This is a genomic window from Nocardia brasiliensis NBRC 14402, assembly GCF_000308475.2.
Classification (GTDB): Bacteria; Actinomycetota; Actinomycetes; order Mycobacteriales; family Mycobacteriaceae; genus Nocardia; species Nocardia brasiliensis.
In genome coordinates this window covers 1-18,683 of sequence record NZ_BAFT02000024.1, presented here as the reverse complement: position 1 = coordinate 18,683, position 18,683 = coordinate 1, and the positions used below count along the sequence as shown (strand labels likewise).

Sequence of the window (18,683 nt, the reverse complement as noted above, 5' to 3'; positions counted from 1 at the left end):
GCTGCTGACGATTCGATTCCCGCTGTTCGACCGGGCGACCAACGCACATCTGCTCGCCGAGGCCGGTATCGACGTGACCGATATTTCCCTCGAGGACGCGGCGCGACTCACCAAGACCCGCGCAGAGGCCGTCCATATCAGCGAAAGCGCGGCGCGAGAGGACCTTTCGGAACAGCTGCGCCGGCTCGTGGGCGCGATGACGCTGTCGGGCACCGGTGAGGACGAGCGCGCCGCCCTCGCCCTGGGCATGGAGCTGCTGCGGCAGGCGCTCAATGTACCGGCCGAATCGAGCGTCTGGCACGCCGACGAGGGCGGGCAATTCAGCGAAGTGTTCCGCAGCGGCGGGTGGGTCATGCCGGCCGGCCTGGATATCGGCCGCGCGCTCGACTGGTTCACGTCGAACACCAAATCCATTCTGCACGACTCCAAGTCCCGCCCGCACCGGCTACTCAAGCAACTCTTCGACACCTACCAGGGGCCGTTGGACACGGTCGGTTTGATTCCGCTGCACGCCGAAGGCGAGTTCCTCGGACTGCACGTGCTCCGGGTGGCCGCCCCCCATGCGTTCACCCAACTGGAACGTGATGCGCTGCCGGTCTTGTCGTCGACCGTGCTGGCCAGCGCCCGCCTCGCCGCCGAGATCCGCAGGCGGCGGGAAGAGGCCGCCGAATCGCGCGCCGAGGCGACCAGACTGCGACTCAACGGTGACTTCGCCCATCGCATACGCAAAGCGGTGGACCCGATCCTGCGTAATGTCCATGCGATTCGCGAGGAACTCCATTTACGTGGGGTGGAGATAGACGGCGAACTCGCGCAGTGGATCGACGATATCACCGAAGGTTGCACCGAACTGGCCCGCGCGCCGGCCGAACTGCATCGTGCGCAGAAGGTCGCCCAGATCAGCGTGCGCGGCGTATTGACCGCACTGCGGAATCGGCTCGGCCTGGAATTTCCGGACAGCACCATCGAGCTCGATATCGATGGCCTCGCCGGCGTTCTCGTGCGTGGTGTCAAAGGCGATGTCACCGCATTGTTCGAGAACCTGCTCTACAACGCGATCGAGGCCATGCACACCAGAGGCCGGGTGTTCGTCAGCGGGACGGTGACCGGCAGGTCCGTCTCCATCGTGGTGTCGGATGAGGGCCCCGGCATCAAAGCCGAAGACGTCGAAGGAATCTTCCAACTGGGTTTCTCGCGAAAGGGCGAGGGTCGCGGGCTCGGCTTGGCGCGGGCCAGAGAAATCGTGACAGACCTGGGCGGCAAGATCACGGTCGAAATCGACCGCGCACCCGGCGCCACTTTTCTGATAGTGCTGCCAACCTGCAGGAGGTCGTAGATGGCGATCGTGTTGTTACTCGAGGACAATCTCAAATTCGCCCGGGCGGTACAGCGCGTACTGCGCGGGCACGAGGTCCGGCATGTGACCAGAGTCGATGCCGCGATCGACGAACTCCAGCGCCCCGACGTGGATTGCGCACTGATCGACCTCAATCTCACCGACGAGGACGATTACTCGGGTTACGAGGTCCTGTCGTACATCCTGCGGAACAGACCCGATCTACCCCGCGCGGTGGTGACCGGCTCGCGCCTGAAAGGCGCGATCAGCAAGAACATCCTGCTCCGGTACGGCGTCGGCGATATCGTGATCAAGGGCGATGTCGACCGGGAGGGTTACGGCACAACGGATCTCATCGACACGGTGAGCGACCTGCTCGTGGGCTCGGATCGGCGGCGCCGCGAAACGGCGCGCAACGAGGTCGCGTCGATATCGCTCGCGGCGCAGACCGAGCTGCGCCGGCGCATCGCCGGGCTCCAGCAACTCGCCGAGCAACTACGCAGCGGCGCCAAGCGCCGCGACCCCACGGTGAACAGCCGCACCGCGCTGACCCGGCGGGCCGAGAAACTGATCGAGCTGGAGGCGGCCGCGAAGGCCAGGTGCGACGTGGTCGCCCTGAGCGAGCTGGCACACGAGGTGGAATTGTTCGAGGCGGAATCGGCGAGGGTACTCGGTGATTCGTAGGATCAGTGCCAGTCTCGGCCAGGTGCATCCCGGCGCCTACTACCTGGCCAGCGCAGTAGTACTTTCGTTGGCGACGGAATCGTTCATCGAGGCCTACGGCGCGGTGCCCGCTCCGCCGAATCAGTTGTCCCTGTTGCTGTGTGCGCTCACGGCATTCGCTTCGGCGGTGGCGTTGTCGACGTTGGCCTGGCGCATCGAGACCATCCGTTCGCTGGCCATGGAGCGTTCCGCGGATGTCGGTTTGCCATCGCGACATCTCATCGGCGAAGCGACGCAGGCGTTCTTCGTCGAAGTATTCGCGAAAATGACGGTCGGAGTTGTCACGGCAATAATGTCGATCGTTTTCATGCTCGCGCACTGGTAGGCACACTCTCGCAAACACTCAGCACAATTCGACCCCCGCACGATAATGGCTGTCTCGCGTCGATGCACGACTCGCAGCGCGGCTTTCGATGCGGGGGTTCCGGCGCGGCCCGGCCTCGCCGTGGCACCGCGCCGTGCACCGGGTGGCAATACCCTGCACACCGCGCTGACCACTGCTTTTCACCGATAACAACACTTGGAAACACCCTTGCTTCACTTCCGCAGCGACCTGCAAGTAACTTCACTAAAATATAATTACCTCTTGAAGAGCCGCCCCACCGGCAGTAAAGTAGGGGTAGTAGAGGTCCGCAGACTGAAGACCGAATGAGATAGGGAGTCCCATGGTCACGCAAGCCCGGCACCAGAAATTCGCGAAGCACTTCGAGCGGTACGACGCAGACAATGACGGCAAGATCGATCAGTCGGACATCGACGCGTTGATCAACAAATGGTGCGACGCATTCAAAATTCCCCCCGGTTCCGACAAATGGCGGATCACCATCAAACGCGCCAATCGGCTGTGGCAGGACCTGCAGGGCCACGCCGATGCCAACGGCGACAAGGAAATCAGCAGGGAGGAATGGATCGCCGCGCACGAAGACCCCCGCTTCGTCGACGAGGTCGCAATTCCCTTGGCGCAGCTCACCTTCGAACTCGGCGATGTCGACGGTGACGGCGCGGTGTCGTTGAGCGAATGGATGACCCTGCAGTCCATCTCGGGGGTCAATCAAATCGACGCATTGAAGATGTTTCAGATGCTCGACGGCAACGGCGACGGGTACATCACGACCGACGAACACGATGCGGCGCTTCGTGACTTCTTCGGCAGCGACAACCTCGAAGCCGCGGGAACTCAATTGGCGGGCCGTCTGTAACAGGGTCGCACCCGACCACGAGATCCGGGACCTGCACGGGGTCGCCGGCCCATCATGACACCGGCCCCCGTGCAGTGCCGTCGCCATCGACAGCACGCGACGGCATACCACCGTCTCGCCGGTCGTGCCGCCGGAGCGTCGGCGGCAGCGCAGAATCCTTCCGACGCCAGGGTTTTGGGCCAGACCTGGCGTCGACATCCGATTCCCTCTCGGCGGGACGGCCAAACGCGCTACCGTGGGATTGCACTTCTTCGCCATAGTGAGCAGCTCGCCACGAACAGTCATGCCGACCGAAGAGGAGATTCCCGATGATCACCACCGACAAGATCGAGCACGAGGTGGACATCAACGCACCCGTCGCGCGGGTGTGGGAGCTGGTGACCGAGCCCGGCTGGTGGGTGGGCGACGGCGACAGATCGGGTCAGAGTCGTTCGCGGGACGGCGATTTCGTGGTGATCGAGGACCCGAAGTACGGCCGGTTTCCCGTTCGGGTAGAGACGGTGGAGCCGCAGGACTACGCGTCCTACCGGTGGGCTTCCGCCTTCCCCGGCGCGACGCCGGGCAAGGGCACCGCCACGCTGGTGGAGTTCCGGCTCGCCGAACACGACGGGGGCACGCGCGTGCGCGTGATCGAGAGCGGCTTCGCCGCCCTGGACCTGCCCGAGGAAGAGCGAGCGAAGCGGGTCGACGACAACCGCGGTGGCTGGAAAATGCAGTTGGACGTGCTGAAAGCCAACGCGGAGTAGCTCCGATCGAGGGCGGCCGAGGGGCGTTACCGCACAGGCCGCCTGCCCGTTTCTCACTGGCCATAGCTGTATCCGAGCTTAAATAGCTATACTTTTTAGAAGTATCTTTTTCGTGGGTCGCCGCTGCGTGGCCTGCGGAGTCGGCCGAACGCTGCGGCCTGAATCGAACAGCGGACCGGTAAGAGAACGCGGAGATCGCAATGGCCGAGAAATCAGCTGACATGACCGATGAGGTCGCCGAGTACTACGACGGTGTCGGCGAACTGGTGGAGATCGTCGGGGGGAACCTGCACCTCGGATACTGGGACGACGACCAGGACGACACACCGTTCCTCGAAGCCATGGGCAGGCTCACCTGGATGATCGCCGAAAGACTGCCCCTGCAGCATGGTCAGCATCTGCTCGATGTGGGTTGCGGCGTGGCCGAACCGGCAATTCGCCTGGCCGAGCGCCTCGGCATCTCGGTCACCGGTATCACCATCAGCGGTTGGGAGGTCGCGGAGGCGAGCAGGAATGTCGCGCGGGCCGGCCTGTCCGAACGAATCACCATCACCATGGCCGACGCCGCCGCACTTCCCTTCGCGGACGCCGAGTTCGACGCCGCCATCGCCTTCGACTCGGTGCCCAACGCCGGGGACAAGAACAAGTGGTTCGGCGAGATCCATCGCGTGCTGCGCCCCGGCAGCCGGCTCGTGTACTCGGAATACCCGCTCATCGCGGACGTGACGGCGGCGCAACGGGAAATACTGCGGGCGAATACCGTGCCGGATCCACCGACCACCATGGGCGAGGCCGTGGCACCGGCGATCGCGGCGGGTTTCGAGGTGCTCGAGGAACTCGACTGCAGCGATCGGGTGCGCCGATTCTACCGGGCGTTCCTGCAGCGCTTGGCCGACCAACGAGCCGACTTGGCCGCGGCCTACGGCAAGGAACGGATCGATGCCTTCGAATCCGGCATGACCACCATGTTCGAACTCTGTCGCGAAAAGATCGGTTACTACCTCATTGTGTGCCGAAAGACGTAAGGTCGGCGGCACAACTATATGAACAAGGAGTGTGATCGGGCGTGTCCGAGATCCGACGGCGGCTGTTCAAAACGACTGATCGTGACGATCAAGCCCCCGCGGAACCTCGCGTCTCCAAACGCCTACCGATCGGCGTATACGTCCTCGGAGCGAGCGTATTCGCCCTGGGCACTTCGGAATTCATCGTCTCCGGCCTGGTCGATCAGATCGCGGGTTCGCTCGATATCTCGGTGTCCCAGGTCGGCCAGCTGATCACCGCATTCGCCATCGGCATGCTGGTCGGCGCGCCCACCATGGCCGTCCTGACGCTCGGACGGGACCGCAAGACCGTGATGGTGGTCGCCGTGGTCGTCTTCTGCGTTTCCGATCTGCTGACGGTGATCCCGGTCTTCCCCGTCATGTTCGCGATGCGGCTGATCGCGGCCGTGGCCTGTGCGACCGCGCTGACCGTCGCCCAGGTGATGGCCGTCGCGCTGGCCGGCCCCGGCCGGATGCCGCAGGCGATCGCGGTGATCCTCGGCGGTATGACGCTGGCGAACGTGGCGGGCGTACCGCTCGGCAGCCTGGTCGGCGCGGTATTCAGCTGGCAGGTCATCTTCGTGCTGATCGGCGTGATGAGCGCGGTGGGCGCCCTGCTGGTCACGATCTTCGTACCCCGGCTGCCGCGCGACCGCGGCCCCGAGGTCAAGCTGGGCACCCTGGTCGCGCGCGAACTGCGATCGCTGGTGCAGACCCGGGTCTTCGTCGCTCTCGCCACCACGGTGCTGTTCGAGACCGCACTGTTCAGCGTGTACGCCTACATCCAGCCGATCCTCACCGACGCCAGCGGTATCAGCGTGCATCAGGCGCCGATCGTGCTGTTCCTGTTCGGCGTCGGGTTGTTCGTCGGCAACACCCTCGGCGGCCGGCTGGCGCAGTGGTCGGCCATGAAGAACGTCATCGGCTCTCTGGTGGCGATGACCGTCATGATGGTGGTGCTGCGGACCGTCGTGCACCACAGCATCGCGGCGGCCGCGGCGATCACCGTGCTCGGCGTGTGCGCGTTCTCGATGACCGCCGCGCTCAGCTCGCGGGTGATCGGTTTCGCGGTCGGTGCGCCGACCCTGGCGGTCGCAATTGTCATGTCCGCCTTCAACATCGGCAACGCGATCGGCCCGGCGATCGGCGGCGTCGTCATCGCGCACCGGGCGATCGAGGACGTCATCTGGCTCGGCGTGATCGTCGCGACGCTCGCGCTGGCCACCGCGTTCGTCTCCGTCGCCATCGAACGCCGGCATGCGCTCGCACCGGCCCCGTGAGGACGACGGATGTCGGCGGCCACGGCCGCCGACATCGGGTCCGCTACCGAGGGCCGGCAGCGGCCCGCCGGGAGTCGACGGCGCCGCGCACCTCCGCCGAGATCAGATCGTCGATGATCGCGACGGCGACCTCGGCGCCCATCGCCGCGGCGCCGATCAGCTGTTTGGCCGGATCGGCGACGTTGCCCGCGGCCCACACCCCCGGCACGGCGGTGCGGCCGGCCGCGTCGACGGCGATGTGGTCGCCGATGCCGCTCGGGTGCGCGGTCGGGGTCAGGCCGAGCGGAGCGAGCAGATCGGCGCGCGCGGAGAAGCGCGGACCGCACACGAGCGCCTGCAATTCGACGACCTCACCGGTCCGCAACCGGACTCCGGTGAGGCGATCATCGCTGACCTGCACAGCTTCCACCTCGCCGGAAATGATCTCGATATCGCGTGCGGCCAACTGCTCGACCTCGGCGTCGGTCAGCGCAGGCCCGGTGTGCGACAGGAAACTGAGCCGCGGCGACCACTGCCGGAACAGCATGGCCTGGTGCATCGACATGGCCGTGGTGGACAGCACGCCGATGACCTGATCCCGCACCTCCCAGCCGTGACAGAAGGGGCAGTGCAACACATCCCGGCCCCACCGCTCGGCAAGTCCCGGCAGCTCGGGCAGATCATCGGTGAGACCGGTCGCGACGAGCAGGCGGCGTCCGCGAATCGTTCCGGAATCGATGACGTCCACGGCGAAACCCCCGTCCGCGGCCGCCACCGCCGTCACCTCGCCGGTGATGAACTCGACGCCGTATCCCGCCACCTCCGCGCGACCCGCCACCAGCAACTCCCCCGGTGCCACGCCGTCCCGGCTCAGGAACCCGTGCATGTGCGCGGCGGGGGCGTTGCGCGGCCGGTCGCTGTCCACCACCACGACCGAATATCGCGCCCGGGCCAGCATCAATGCGGCATTCAAGCCCGCCGCGCCACCACCGACGATCACTACATCGCAGTGATATCCGGATTCTCGGATCGTCACTCCAGCCTCCCGTAGTCAGATAGGTATATGAGATGATAGCATTTGTTGGCTGATCGAGTATCGACAGCATTCCCACTATCCGGTTCGAATACACGGAGATTTCGCGATGACCAGTGCACTGAGAACGACCAAACTCCGCAAATTGTTCAGCGCCTACGATGTCGACCAGGACGGTGTCATGGACGAACTGGATGTCACGGCACTGGCCCAAATGTGGTGCGACACATACGATCTGCCGCCACGATCGGCGGACTGGAGCAGTATTCACCGGCAGGCCCACCGCATGTTCCGGGATATGCCCGGGTCGCTGGACGCCGACGGCGACAAAAAGGTGACCGTCGAGGAATGGGTGGCCTGGGGCGATCATCCGGAATTCCGGAAATTCGTCGAGAATTCCGCGATACCGTTCAGCATGGCGGTATTCGCCGCCGCGGACAAGGGCCGCGACGGACGAATCAACGCGCAGGAAATGATGGCCGCCCAGATCAAAGGCGGAATGTCCGAGGAGGAGACGAACAAGGCCTTCGCCCTGTTGGACGCCGATGGTGACGGCTACGTCACCACCGACGAATACGTGCAAGCCTCCAGAGAATTCTATTTGAGCGACGACCCGGGCGCCCGGGGAAATCACATCGCCGGCGAACTGTAGGCCCTAGGCCGTGGCGGCGGACCTGCGGTGCACCGTCATCGGGAGCGCGTCCACCGGCATCGTGACCGCCGGTTTAGGCCGGGGCTGATGCCCCGGCACGGACGCCAGCCGCCAGCGCCCCATGATCGTCGCGAGCACGATGATCAGCTCGGTCCAGGAGAACGTCTCGCCGATACAGCCGTGCACGCCCGCACCGAACGGCATGAACGCATTGCGCTGCGTCGCGGTCAGCCGCTCGGGCAACCAGCGGTCGGGATCGAACCGCTCCGGCTCGGCGAAGATTCCGGGATTGTGCATGAGCGCGTAGAAGCTGTAGAGGATCGCCTCATTACCCGGTATGCGGTAGCCGCCGAGTTCGGTGTCCTCGGTCGTCATCCGGGTCTGGAAAAACCCTTGCGTGCGCAGGCGCAATGTTTCGGTGAGCACCCGGCGGGTGTATTCCAAGCGGGCGACATCGTCGAATTCGGCGGCCCGGCCGGCGAGCACGCTGTCCACTTCCTCGTGCAGCTGCTTCTCGACCTCCGGATGGCTTGCGATCTCGTGACAGGCCCACGCCAGGGTATTGCTGATGGTGTTGCTGCCCGCGATGAAAAAGGTCAGCACCTCGTCGTGGATCTGCTGATCGCTCATGCTCGGGCTGCCGTCCTCGTCGCGCGCGCGCAACATCATCGACAGCAGGTCGCCGCGGTCCTCGCCGCTGGCCCGATACTCCCGGATCGTCTCGTGAATGGTCCGCCGCAGATAGTCTTCCGACTCCCGGTAGCGGCGATTCGCCGCGGTCGGCAGCTTCGTCAGCACGCCGGTGGTGTCCGCGATGCGCCGGAACAGCCCGCCGAGCACCACACCGGTGGCGTCCATGAACCGGCGCTGATCCAGCGTGGTGCCGGGCGCGAAGATCACCTGGGTCACGTTGGCCAGGGCGAGTTCGTCCATGTCCCGCTCGATCCGCCGGGTTTCACCCTCGGACCAGCCCTCGATCCGCGCCGCGACCAATTCACTGATCAGCGAGCAGTAGTGGATGATCCGCGTGCGATGAAAGGCGGGCTGCAGCAGGCGGCGCTGGCGCCGATGAAAAGCGCCGTCGGAAATCCCGAGGCCGTTGCCGAACATGACGCGGAACCGTTCGGTGATCGGGCCGCCCCTGGCGAAGATCTCCGGTGCGCGCATGACCTGCCGCATGAGGTCGGCGTCGTTGACGACGTACATCGGCCTGCGGCCGAGGCGGATCATGGTCACCGGGTCGCCGGACTGCAGCGAGAGCAGCAGTCGACCCGGATTTCGTTTCATCTCCAGCCCGTGGCCGAGCAGCGGCAGTCCGCCGGGAGTGATGGTCGGCTGTCGAGAAATAGTGGTCATCGGTTCGCCACCTTCTGAATCGATCCGCGTGGGTTATTCGTCGCCGCGAATGGCATGCGCGGCCGACGGTGTGGCGGCGAGAACCGTGCCGGTCTCCAGCAACGCCTTCAGATTGTTCATCAGCCCCGGCCAGCCGCCGCTGCCCGGGAGTTGGCCGCTGATCGCCTGGTACATGACGCTGCCGGGCTCGAAGCCGTCGTGGGTCACCGTCAGCCGGACCGCGCCGTCGCCGTCGGGCGCGATCTCGAAGGTGACCATCGTGCGCGGTTCCTTCATGTACTCGGCGAGTTCGGCGTCCGACCAGCCGAAGAGCATGGCGTGCGCGGGTTGCAGCAGGTGCCAGCTATAGGAAAGGACGCGATAGGGGTCGGCCGCCAGCACGACCTGCCCCAGATCCTGAGGCTCTTCCTCCGGCATGTTCTGCCATTTCACCGGCGAGCCGACCCGCCAGTCCGAATGCATGGCGACGCCGAACCAATATCGACGGGTGAATTCCGGCTGGGTCAACGCCGTCCAGAGCTGCTCCGGTGTCGTCGCGATGCGTGTCGTGTAGGTGAATTCCATGATGCTCATCCTCATTCACTGTGTGATTTCCACACCGCATCGCGACGTCACCCGTCAGCCGAGTTACCGCGCCTGTGAATTAACGATCAGTGCCGTTGCAGATTCGGTGGATTCTCGTCCTGCACCAACCGAAGTGTCACGTCGTGTTCGAGGGCCGCTTTCAACGCGGCGATCAGATAGGCGAATCCGGCCGTGGAATCCCGGACGCCGTCGACCTGAGCTTGGAGATCGCCGCCATAACCGGTTTCGGTGATATGCAGATACGTGGTGTCGTTCTCATACGGTATCAAGGTGAATTCTACCGTAGTCGGCTCCTCGGGATTGTAATTATCCCAAGTGAATTGGATTTTGCTGTCGGTGTCGAACTTCTGGACCCGAATCGTGCGGGCGACGCCGTACATTTCCCATTCCCAGGTGAGTTCGGCGCCCTCGGCCATGCGGCCGCTGCTCTTCGTGTACCAGAATTTGGACGTTATCGACGGGTCGGCCAGGGCCTCGAAGACGTCGTGCGGTGGCCGGCGGATGAGCATGCCCAGATCCACGGACGGCGGTTCGATCGGTTGCGATGCAACCATGGTGCCTCCTCTACGTTGATGAGATTCGGTAAAGCTTTCGATAGTAGTTCGGACACACAGTAACGGCGGATGGGCGTTACCGTGGGCCGTTCCAGCATGTCAACGGCTCTTTCCCGCGAGCCACAGGTTGGTGAGATCGCCGTTGAGCACCGGGTAGGGCAGCCAGTTCCGGACGGTCGTGGCGTGGAACCAGTACTGGTGCGCGAAGAGAACCGGCACCACCGCGGCGTCGTGCAGCACCTCGGCCTCCATCCGGCGGAAGAGCTCGGCGGCTCGCGTCTCGTCCGCCGACGTGAGCGCGGCGCCGAGCAACTCGTTGACCTTCGCACTGCGATAGCGGCCGAAGTTCGAACCCCAGTCACCGCCCTCGACCACACCCCGGCTGTCGAACAGGGGCTGCAGATAGGTGCGCGCGTTGTTGCCGTACCAATCCGGTTCCCAGCCGGTGAGGGCGATATCCCAGCTCTTACGCGTGACCGACGACGAAAAGTAGTCGGAGAACAGTTCATTGATCGAGACGCCGACCAACTCGACGCGGATTCCGGCCCGCGCCAGCGCCGCCTTGACCACCTCGGCCGTTTCGGGGTGGATGTCGCGGTCGCGGAATATCAATCGCAATGTCAGCCCGTCCGGATAACCCGCGTCGGCGAGCAGCCGCCTGGCCAGTTCCGGATCACCGCGGCCACCTTCGGTCCCGTACGGACGAAATTCACGGTGCGCGGTGCACAGCGGCGGCAGGATCTGGTCGGCGATATCGTTCAGGCTCGGCCCGCCCCACACGCGCGACACCGCGGCCTTGTCCACGGCGTACTGCAGTGCGACGCGCACCGCGCGGGCGGTCATGACGGGACTGCAAAAGTTGACCACGATATAGGGACTGAACAATCCGGCGGGGTATACCTCCAGCCGTGGATCCGCGCTGCCGAGCAACTGCGGGAGTTCCTCGGTGAGCGGTTGAGTGTCCCACAGCATTTCGGCCGCGCCGGTGGCGACCAGTTCGTGGGCCGCGCGCTCGGACATTCCCTCGCGCACGACGATGGTGTCGACGTAGGCGGCACGCAGCCGATCGGATCTCGGGTCCCAGGCGGGATTACGCTCGAGCACGATCTGTTCTCCCGGAACGTAATTCACCACTTGGTACGGCCCATTGGAGGCGAGCACCCGGTTGAACTCGGGACTGCCGGGGACGAAATCCAGGTACTCCACCGGCGCGGGCGTGGCGAACGGCAACGCGAGCATGTTCAAGAAATCCGAGGACGGATGCCGGGTGGTGAAGAATATCTCGCGATCTCCTTGCGCCCGGACACCTTTGATCTCCGTGTGTTCGAGCCGAGCGGCGACGGACTCGGCCGGCGCGCCCGCCACGGCGTCCCGGAACTCGCGCATGCCCTCGATCGTGCTCAGGTAGTAGGCGAGGCCGGGACTGCTTGCGAGCGGATGGGCCAGTCGTTTGATCCCGCGCACGACATCGCCCGCGACCAGTGGGCGGATGCCCCATGGCGTATTCCACCGCAGGCCTTCGGCGAGGGTGAACCGATATTGCGTACCGTCCGCGCTGATCCGGCCGTTCGCCACGGTCGGCACCTCGGTCGCCAGGTCCGCGACGATCTTTCCGGCCTCCTCGCGGTTGCGGCTAGCGACGCAGCCGACCAGCTGCCGCGTGTAGCCGCGCACGATCCCGCGGGTGGCCGTGTGATACGCCAGCGCGGGGTCGAGATAGTCGACGTCACCGGCGCCGACCAGGGTGAGCGTGCCGCCGCGGCGGGGCGCCCGAGGCTCCGCAGCGCCTGCTCGCGTGGTTGTCTCCCGCACTGCCGCACCACCTTTCCGCATTCGCCCCAAAGTATACTTCCATTACATATAGTGATCTAGAGGATCTTTCGGCACGGTTCGGACCAGGAGGTCGGAGCAATGAACGGTGATCAGCCCGAGTACGGCGGCATCTTGCGCCTGTACGGGCCGGGAAGCATGGATCACGTGGACCCGGCGAGCTCCTACTACATGCTGTCCGGGCAGATCATCAGGCTGTTCACCCGCCAGCTGTTCACCTATCGCCCGGTGGCACACCTGCACGACTGGAATCAGGTCACGCCGGTGCCCGATGTCGCGCTGGAAATCCCCACGGTCGACAACGGCGGCCTCAGCCGTGACCACCTGACGTACACGGTTCGCCTGCGCCCAGGAGTCCTGTGGGACACCACTCCCCCGCGCGAGGTGACCGCGCACGACTTCGTCCGCGGGTTCAAACGCATGTGCAACCCGGTGCTCCGGGCGGGTGCGATCCACTACTACACCAGCACCATCAAGGGAGTGGCCGAATACTGCGACGACTACGCCGCCGCCGTGCCCGATCGGAACCCGGCGCCGGCCGAGCTCGCCCGGTTCCAGAACTCTCGCGATATCCCGGGGATCACCGCGGTCGACGATCGCACGCTGGTGTTCGAGTTGATCCGGCCCGCCCTCGACTTCATCCACATCATCTCGATGATGTTCGCGTCACCGGGCCCGGTCGAATATGACGACTTCGTCCCCGACAGTCCGGAATTCCGGCGCAACGTCAGGTCGCTGGGGCCCTACCGGCTGACCCACTACAGCCATGGCAAACACCTGCGCATGGCCCGAAATCCGGTGTGGCGGCAGGAGACCGATCCGGTACGGCACCAATATCTGGACGGTGTCGAGGTGGTCATGGAGAAGGCGACGCCGCAGCAGGTCGGGCAGCGGATCAGGGCCGGGCACGCGGACCTGTCCTGGGCGTCGCCGGTCACCGAGACCTACGACGAGAACCCCACCGATCCGGGTAACAACCTCGGTTACGCGTTGAACCCGTACCTCGTGTTCAACACAGTCAGTCCGAACGCCGCCGGGGCCATGGGCAAACCCGAAGTGCGCCAGGCGATCTCCTACGCGATCGACAAGACGGTGATGGTCCGCATCTTCGACGAGCTGAGCGTCGGCACGGTGATGTGGCCCGCCCGCTCCGCGATTCCGCCGGGCAACTACGGCTACGAGGATTTCGATCTCTACGCGACACCGGGCGATCGCGGCGATCCGGAGAAGGCGCGGGCGCTCCTGGCCGCCGCGGGCTATCCGGACGGCCTGACGCTGACGATCGCGCATCGCGATGTCGACGCGAACCCCGAAGTCGCCGCCGCGGTGGCCATCGACCTCGCCAAGATCGGCATCACCCTGCGTGTCGTCGCCCTGGGGCACACCGACTTCTACCCCTTCCTCCGGGATCCGGCCAATGCGCGCGCGGGCGCATGGGATATCTCGACGCCGGCCTGGACACCGGACTGGTTCGGCAACAACGGGCGCGCCTTCTTGCAACCGATGTTGCAGACCAACGAGATTCGCGGCACCGGCAATTACGGGTGCTACAGCAACCCCGAGGTCGACCGCATGATCGACGAGGCGCTCTCGGCGACCGATCCGGACCACGCGCACGCGGCCTGGCACGCGGTGGATCTGCAGGTGATGAAAGACGCGGCCATCGTGCCGATCCTGGTGCACGCGCCGACCATCCCGCACATCAAGGGTGCCCGGGTGCGCAACGCGATCGCCATGCCCACCATCGATCGCTGGTTCGACCTGTCCAACCTCTGGCTCGACCCCGCCGAATGAGCGGCGCCGAATCCGAGCACCCGGCCTACGAGCCGGTGGTCCGCGAATACCTGCTGTTGGGGCTGCGTCTGGGGAAACTGATCGACGGTTTCGTGGACTGCTGGTTCGGTGATCCACGACTCTCGGCCCGAGTCACGGACGAACCACCCGCCGCCCCAGCGGATCTGGTTCGGCAGGCGGCGCGGCTGCGGACCGAACTCGCCGACTCGGGGCTGCCCGACTCGCGGCAGCGGTATCTGTCGGCGCAACTCACGGCGCTGGAGTGCGTGGGAAAACGACTGTCCGGCATCGACCTACCGTTCCTGGACGAGATTCGTCAGTACTTCGATGTGGAGATCACCCTCGGCGATCCGGCGTGCTACGCCGACGCGCATGCGGCGATCGCCGAGTTGCTACCGGGCGGTGGCGGATTGCAGGAGCGGCTCGACGCGTACTACGAGCGCAATCGCATCCCACCGGACCGCTTACAGCAAGCCGCACAGGCGGTTTCCGACGAACTGCGAGGGCTGACCCGACCGCTGTTCGGCCTACCGGCCGGCGAACGCGTCGACTACGAGGTGGTGCACGGCAAGCCCTGGAACGCCTTCAACCGGTATCTGGGCGGCTTCCGCTCGAAGGTCGCGCTCAACGACGAGGCCGGGCGCGCGATCGCGGCCTTGCCGATCCTGGTGACCCACGAATCCTATCCCGGCCATCACACCGAGCACTGCCTCAAGGAGGCCGGGCTGGTGCGCGAGCACGGACACGGCGAGCAGCTCATCGCACTGGTGAACACGCCGCAATGCCTGATCTCGGAGGGCACCGCCGAACTCGCGCATGTGGCGGTCCTCGGTGCAGGGTGGGGCGAATGGACAGCGCAAATCCTCGCCGCGGAAGGGATTTTCAGCGACGGTGAGCTGGTCGAGCGGGTGCGGACCCATCTGCAGCGGCTGTTCGCGGCGCGCCAGGACGCGGCGATCATGTTGCACGACCGGGGAGCCACGGTCGACGACGTCACCGACTATCTCGAGCGGTGGCTGTTGCTGCCGCGCGACCGAGCCCAGCACATGGTGCGTTTCCTGACCGACCCGCTGTGGCGGGCGTACACGGTCACCTACATCGAGGGTGCACGGCTGGTCGGCGCCTGGCTGGCCGCCGGGCCGGCGGATCAGCCGGTCGCCGAACGCTATCTGAGCCTGCTGCGAGAACCGTTGCTGCCCTGCGACCTACAGCGCGATCTGGACGCGACGAACGCGAAACCGGTTATCCGGCACTGATGCCGGGCACCATGATCGCCCGCAGCTGCAAGGTGGTGTGGTCGCAGTACCAGATCCGGCTGCCGTCCCAGGTCAATCCGGTCGGATTGCCCGCGACATGGTAGGAGGCGACCTCGCGGCGGCTCACCAGGCTGACCAGATTGATCATGGCGTTCTTGTAGTCGGCGTAGGCGAGGTAGTCGTCGGAGACGGTGACGCCCGCGGGCCGGGCGTGCACCGGAATGGTGTCGACCAATTGCAGACCGTCTGGCGTGCGCAGATCGATCGCCTTCCGATTCTCGTAGCCGAGCCACACCCCGTGCTGGGCCGCCTCGATTCCGGACAAGCCTTCGCCCGGACGGGGATTCGGCAACTCCGCGACCGTATCCGCGGTCGCCGGATCGATCACGCGTAGGGCGCGCTCGTCACCGACGACCTGGATCAGATGACCACCCATCGTGGTCAGATCGGATCGGACTGCCGCACAGGGGATTCGATGTTCGACCGCGCCCGTCGCCGGGTCGATCGCGATGATCTGGTTGAGCACTCCTTCGGAGAACCAGAGCAGATCCCCCGACCAGGTCAGGCCGCACAGCTTCAGCGCTCGTACGGGGATGTCGCGCACAGTTCCGACGGAAATCGGCATCAGCCCTGACCTTCCCGAGCGATCGTGCAGTCCAGCCGCCATTCGGTGACCACTCTGGACCGGGCGGAGCCGGACGGCCGATGCACCGTCGCCTGGATGGCATCGCCGGCGCGTACCGGCGTGTGACGTAGCGGCCAGATCCACACCGCCCAGTTACATCCCTGGTACGAAGGGAAATTCGACAGGGCGACGCCTTCGATCAGGTCGGCGGTGAAGAACCCCATGACGGCGTGCAAACTGCCGGGCCGTGCGATGGGTAGCCGCACGCGGTCCGCGATCGGCACGGGATCGCTGAGCAACCGCGGCGCACGCTGGAAGAAGTGCAGCTGGGCGCGTGGCTCGGCGAAATCCTGCACGGCGTCCAACCGGAAGCCGTGAAAGTCCTGTCCCCACATCCCCCAGCCCTCGTCATCGAATTCGATGGCGGCCAAAGTGGTGGTCAGCTCGCGCGGGATGATCCGGCCGTTCGGCGCCAGGTTCTTGCGGGCGACGCTGTCCAGCACGCGCATCATGTTCTCTTCCGGGCCGAGATTGCCCATCATCTCCGAGACGATGACATCGGCCTTGCGCGGCAGCCGGACCGCCCGCGCGTCACCCTGGATCAGGGTGAGCTGTTCTTTCAGATCGTTGGTCGCGATGATGCGTTCGGCCACCGCCGCCATATCCGGGTCCGCCTCGATCGCGTACACGTGCTCGGCGCCGTGTTTCAGCGCCAGCAGCGACAGCGCCAAAGTTCCTGCGCCGACGTCGATCACGATCGAGCCGGGCGCGACGACCTGGGCGAGCGCCTGCTCGTAGGCATTCATCCGCGGCCGATCGGAGAGCATCACCTGGTGCATGAGAAGAGTCAACGGGTCCACAGTGCCTGCCTCCGGTCGTGGACGCTGGTCCCTCCCGACAACGCGGTGAGGGACCAGCAAGGCTGAACTATCGCTATTGATAACTCAAGGGAACTCACCCGAGCGGCCCGCGTCAAGCAAAGACCGCTCGGGAAAGCCCGCCTATACGTTGACGGCCGCGTGCTCGCCGACAAACGAATCCCGCATGACCAGGTTGATACCCGTCAGCCTGGCCTTGACCTCGTCCTCCGTGGTGACCAGCGCGGTGTCCGTGCCGTTCATCTGGAGTTCGGTGCCCGTGGCCTCCATGCTCGACAGCTTGCCGAACACATGCACCGGGTTCGTCGCGTACAGCGTCACGTCGGGCGTGACCAGCTCGAACTCGGTATCGATGTGCAGCTCGCTGGGGTAGCGGATGCGGCTCAGGCTGTCTTCGCTGCCTTCGCCGAGCGTGCCACCGGACACCCGCGGGAAGCTGACGCGCAGCATCACGCGGCCGCCGAGCGCGGCGCAGTGGCCGGAGATCGCGACGCGCGAGATCTGTGCCAGCACGCCAGCACCCTCGTCGTGCTTCTCCGGTCCGAACAGCAGGATCTCCGTGCCTGCGGCGTTCTTGTAGTCGCCGGCCAGGTCGACGGTCACTTCCTTACCGCCCACCTCCAGCTTGGCCTGGCCCTCCAGCGACACCTGCATGATCATCGACGGATCGACCAGCATGGAGATGCAGGGTCCGGCGCTGGGCATGAAGAACATGCTCGGCGTGATGCCCACCGGCTCGTTCTCGTCGTTGGCGGGGTACCAGGCCTCGGGCAAGGTGGTGCCCCGGACCACGTTGGGCCCGACGATCACGTCGAACGGTCCGTCACCGCGCGGCTTGCCGAGGTACGGGCCGGTCAGTGGCTTCTTGAACGGCGGGATGTGGTCGACGACCCCGTAGATGTCGATCACGTTGCGGTGTGCCAGGCGCAACGTGCTGGACTCCAGGATGCCGAACCGGCGAATGTTGAACTCCGCGGGGAAGTTCTTGCCGGGCGTGATCTGCCGTACGTGACCGGTATTGGGCAGGAACGGGTTGGACAGCACCTGGATGCGGTCGTCCAACTCGTAACTGAAGCCCTTGATACCGACCTCGGGCGCCGAGATCAACTCGGTCTGGAACTCCGCGTATCCCCTTTCGTCGACGCGGTGCTCGAACCCGGGCATCGGCCACTTGTTCAGTTGGACGAAACCGGAGAGATTGATGGTCTCTTTCCGTGCCGCGTAGTAGTCCTCGCCGAAGGCCACGGTAGCGGCGGCGAGGATGTGCGGACGGATCGGCTTCGGTTCTAAGTTCAGCGATTCGTACGTCTCTTTGATGGCGCTCAATCCAGACACCTCCAGCGTCTGCGGTACTAGTTGGAACGATCCTCATTAACTATATGTTTTTTAACTTATCTAGGTCAATGATATGAGCACAATCAAAGGACGAAGTATCAAGATTAATTTCCGGCCCCGCCGAATTAGCACTGATTAATTGCATGCCGAAGCCGCACAACACGTCGTGTGTTGCGCGGCGGATTACAGCGGAATCAGGTCAGCGAAATCTCCCGGCTTTCCACTCGAAATACCAAACTCGCGGCTTCCGCGCCGTCGGGATCCGCGGCACGATCCCACCCTTCGACGTCGACGACGACGGTCTGGCCGGGGCCGATCTCGCCGAAGAGGATCTTCTCCGAGAGCGCATCCTCGACCTCGCGCTGGATAGTGCGCCGCAGCGGCCGGGCACCCAGTACCTGATCGAATCCACGTTTGGCCAGCAGGGCCTTACCCTGCTCGGTGAGCTCGATTTTCATGTCCTTGTTGCGCAGTTGTTT

General features: G+C 65.0%; 19 protein-coding genes. 10 read left to right on the top strand and 9 right to left on the bottom strand.

Annotated features, from left to right (window positions below; translation table 11 throughout):
* The first annotated feature begins 73 nt into the window (after positions 1 to 73).
* The 7 genes from TY25_RS05575 to TY25_RS05545 all read left to right on the top strand — a co-directional run bounded on the left by TY25_RS05575 (position 74) and on the right by TY25_RS05545 (position 6,327).
* Positions 74 to 1,336: a sensor histidine kinase gene (locus TY25_RS05575; protein WP_162184183.1), complete on the top strand. Its 1,263-nt coding sequence runs from the start codon at positions 74 to 76 to the stop codon at positions 1,334 to 1,336.
* Entirely contained in the window at positions 1,337 to 2,020 is a 684-nt protein-coding gene (locus tag TY25_RS05570) for a response regulator (protein ID WP_014985448.1), read from the top strand.
* Positions 2,010 to 2,384, top strand: a complete 375-nt coding sequence (locus TY25_RS05565) for a hypothetical protein (protein ID WP_146153951.1) — start codon at positions 2,010 to 2,012, stop codon at positions 2,382 to 2,384. The genes TY25_RS05570 and TY25_RS05565 overlap by 11 nt, the downstream gene beginning before the upstream one ends.
* A gap of 340 nt (positions 2,385 to 2,724) precedes the next feature.
* Entirely contained in the window at positions 2,725 to 3,258 is a 534-nt protein-coding gene (locus TY25_RS05560) for an EF-hand domain-containing protein (RefSeq protein WP_014985450.1), read from the top strand.
* Positions 3,259 to 3,566: 308 nt separating this feature from the next.
* Entirely contained in the window at positions 3,567 to 4,004 is a 438-nt protein-coding gene (locus tag TY25_RS05555) for an SRPBCC domain-containing protein (protein WP_042254609.1), read from the top strand.
* Positions 4,005 to 4,225: 221 nt separating this feature from the next.
* Positions 4,226 to 5,029 (top strand): SAM-dependent methyltransferase, encoded by an 804-nt coding sequence (locus tag TY25_RS05550; protein ID WP_236639089.1) that lies wholly within the window; start codon positions 4,226 to 4,228, stop codon positions 5,027 to 5,029.
* Positions 5,030 to 5,070: 41 nt separating this feature from the next.
* Positions 5,071 to 6,327 carry an MFS transporter gene (locus TY25_RS05545; protein WP_052382819.1) on the top strand — a complete coding sequence of 419 codons (1,257 nt, stop codon included), beginning with the start codon at positions 5,071 to 5,073 and terminating at the stop codon, positions 6,325 to 6,327.
* Between the two features lie 43 nt (positions 6,328 to 6,370).
* Here the strand turns inward: TY25_RS05545 and TY25_RS05540 are convergent, their stop codons facing one another.
* A complete protein-coding gene (locus TY25_RS05540; RefSeq protein ID WP_042254607.1) occupies positions 6,371 to 7,342 on the bottom strand; it encodes an NAD(P)/FAD-dependent oxidoreductase in 972 nt (323 codons plus the stop codon).
* Between the two features lie 106 nt (positions 7,343 to 7,448).
* On the opposite strand from TY25_RS05540, the gene TY25_RS05535 reads away from it, so the two are divergent.
* Positions 7,449 to 7,991 (top strand): EF-hand domain-containing protein, encoded by a 543-nt coding sequence (locus tag TY25_RS05535; protein WP_042254605.1) that lies wholly within the window; start codon positions 7,449 to 7,451, stop codon positions 7,989 to 7,991.
* 3 nt (positions 7,992 to 7,994) lie between these two features.
* Here TY25_RS05535 and TY25_RS05530 read toward each other — a convergent pair whose 3' ends face one another.
* The 4 genes from TY25_RS05530 to TY25_RS05515 all read right to left on the bottom strand — a co-directional run bounded on the left by TY25_RS05530 (position 7,995) and on the right by TY25_RS05515 (position 12,298).
* Positions 7,995 to 9,347 (bottom strand): cytochrome P450, encoded by a 1,353-nt coding sequence (locus TY25_RS05530; RefSeq protein ID WP_042254602.1) that lies wholly within the window; start codon positions 9,345 to 9,347, stop codon positions 7,995 to 7,997.
* Positions 9,348 to 9,380: 33 nt separating this feature from the next.
* The gene (locus TY25_RS05525) at positions 9,381 to 9,920 is read right to left on the bottom strand and encodes an SRPBCC family protein (protein ID WP_042254601.1); all 540 of its coding nucleotides are present in this window, start codon (positions 9,918 to 9,920) and stop codon (positions 9,381 to 9,383) included.
* A 77-nt stretch (positions 9,921 to 9,997) separates the two neighbouring features.
* Positions 9,998 to 10,486 carry an SRPBCC family protein gene (locus TY25_RS05520; RefSeq protein WP_029903449.1) on the bottom strand — a complete coding sequence of 163 codons (489 nt, stop codon included), beginning with the start codon at positions 10,484 to 10,486 and terminating at the stop codon, positions 9,998 to 10,000.
* Positions 10,487 to 10,585: 99 nt separating this feature from the next.
* Positions 10,586 to 12,298, bottom strand: coding sequence for an ABC transporter substrate-binding protein (locus TY25_RS05515; protein WP_081868681.1), 1,713 nt, complete (start codon positions 12,296 to 12,298; stop codon positions 10,586 to 10,588).
* Positions 12,299 to 12,397: 99 nt separating this feature from the next.
* On the opposite strand from TY25_RS05515, the gene TY25_RS05510 reads away from it, so the two are divergent.
* Both TY25_RS05510 and TY25_RS05505 read left to right on the top strand, forming a co-directional pair.
* Complete coding sequence (locus TY25_RS05510; protein WP_042254595.1) at positions 12,398 to 14,110, top strand: ABC transporter substrate-binding protein; 1,713 nt, start codon at positions 12,398 to 12,400, stop codon at positions 14,108 to 14,110.
* The gene (locus tag TY25_RS05505) at positions 14,107 to 15,366 is read left to right on the top strand and encodes a DUF885 domain-containing protein (protein ID WP_042254594.1); all 1,260 of its coding nucleotides are present in this window, start codon (positions 14,107 to 14,109) and stop codon (positions 15,364 to 15,366) included. Before TY25_RS05510 ends, TY25_RS05505 begins: the two co-directional genes overlap by 4 nt.
* Here TY25_RS05505 and TY25_RS05500 read toward each other — a convergent pair.
* The 4 genes from TY25_RS05500 to TY25_RS05485 all read right to left on the bottom strand — a co-directional run.
* Positions 15,353 to 15,991 carry an NHL repeat-containing protein gene (locus TY25_RS05500; protein WP_042254593.1) on the bottom strand — a complete coding sequence of 213 codons (639 nt, stop codon included), beginning with the start codon at positions 15,989 to 15,991 and terminating at the stop codon, positions 15,353 to 15,355. The genes TY25_RS05505 and TY25_RS05500 overlap by 14 nt on opposite strands.
* Positions 15,991 to 16,851 (bottom strand): class I SAM-dependent methyltransferase, encoded by an 861-nt coding sequence (locus tag TY25_RS05495; RefSeq protein WP_042254591.1) that lies wholly within the window; start codon positions 16,849 to 16,851, stop codon positions 15,991 to 15,993. Before TY25_RS05495 ends, TY25_RS05500 begins: the two co-directional genes overlap by 1 nt.
* 141 nt (positions 16,852 to 16,992) lie before the next feature.
* Positions 16,993 to 18,204, bottom strand: coding sequence for a DUF6004 family protein (locus TY25_RS05490; protein ID WP_226887308.1), 1,212 nt, complete (start codon positions 18,202 to 18,204; stop codon positions 16,993 to 16,995).
* 194 nt (positions 18,205 to 18,398) lie between these two features.
* Positions 18,399 to 18,683 (bottom strand): ClpB D2-like domain containing protein (locus TY25_RS05485; protein ID WP_042254589.1); only part of this gene is annotated, 285 nt, incomplete at its 5' end.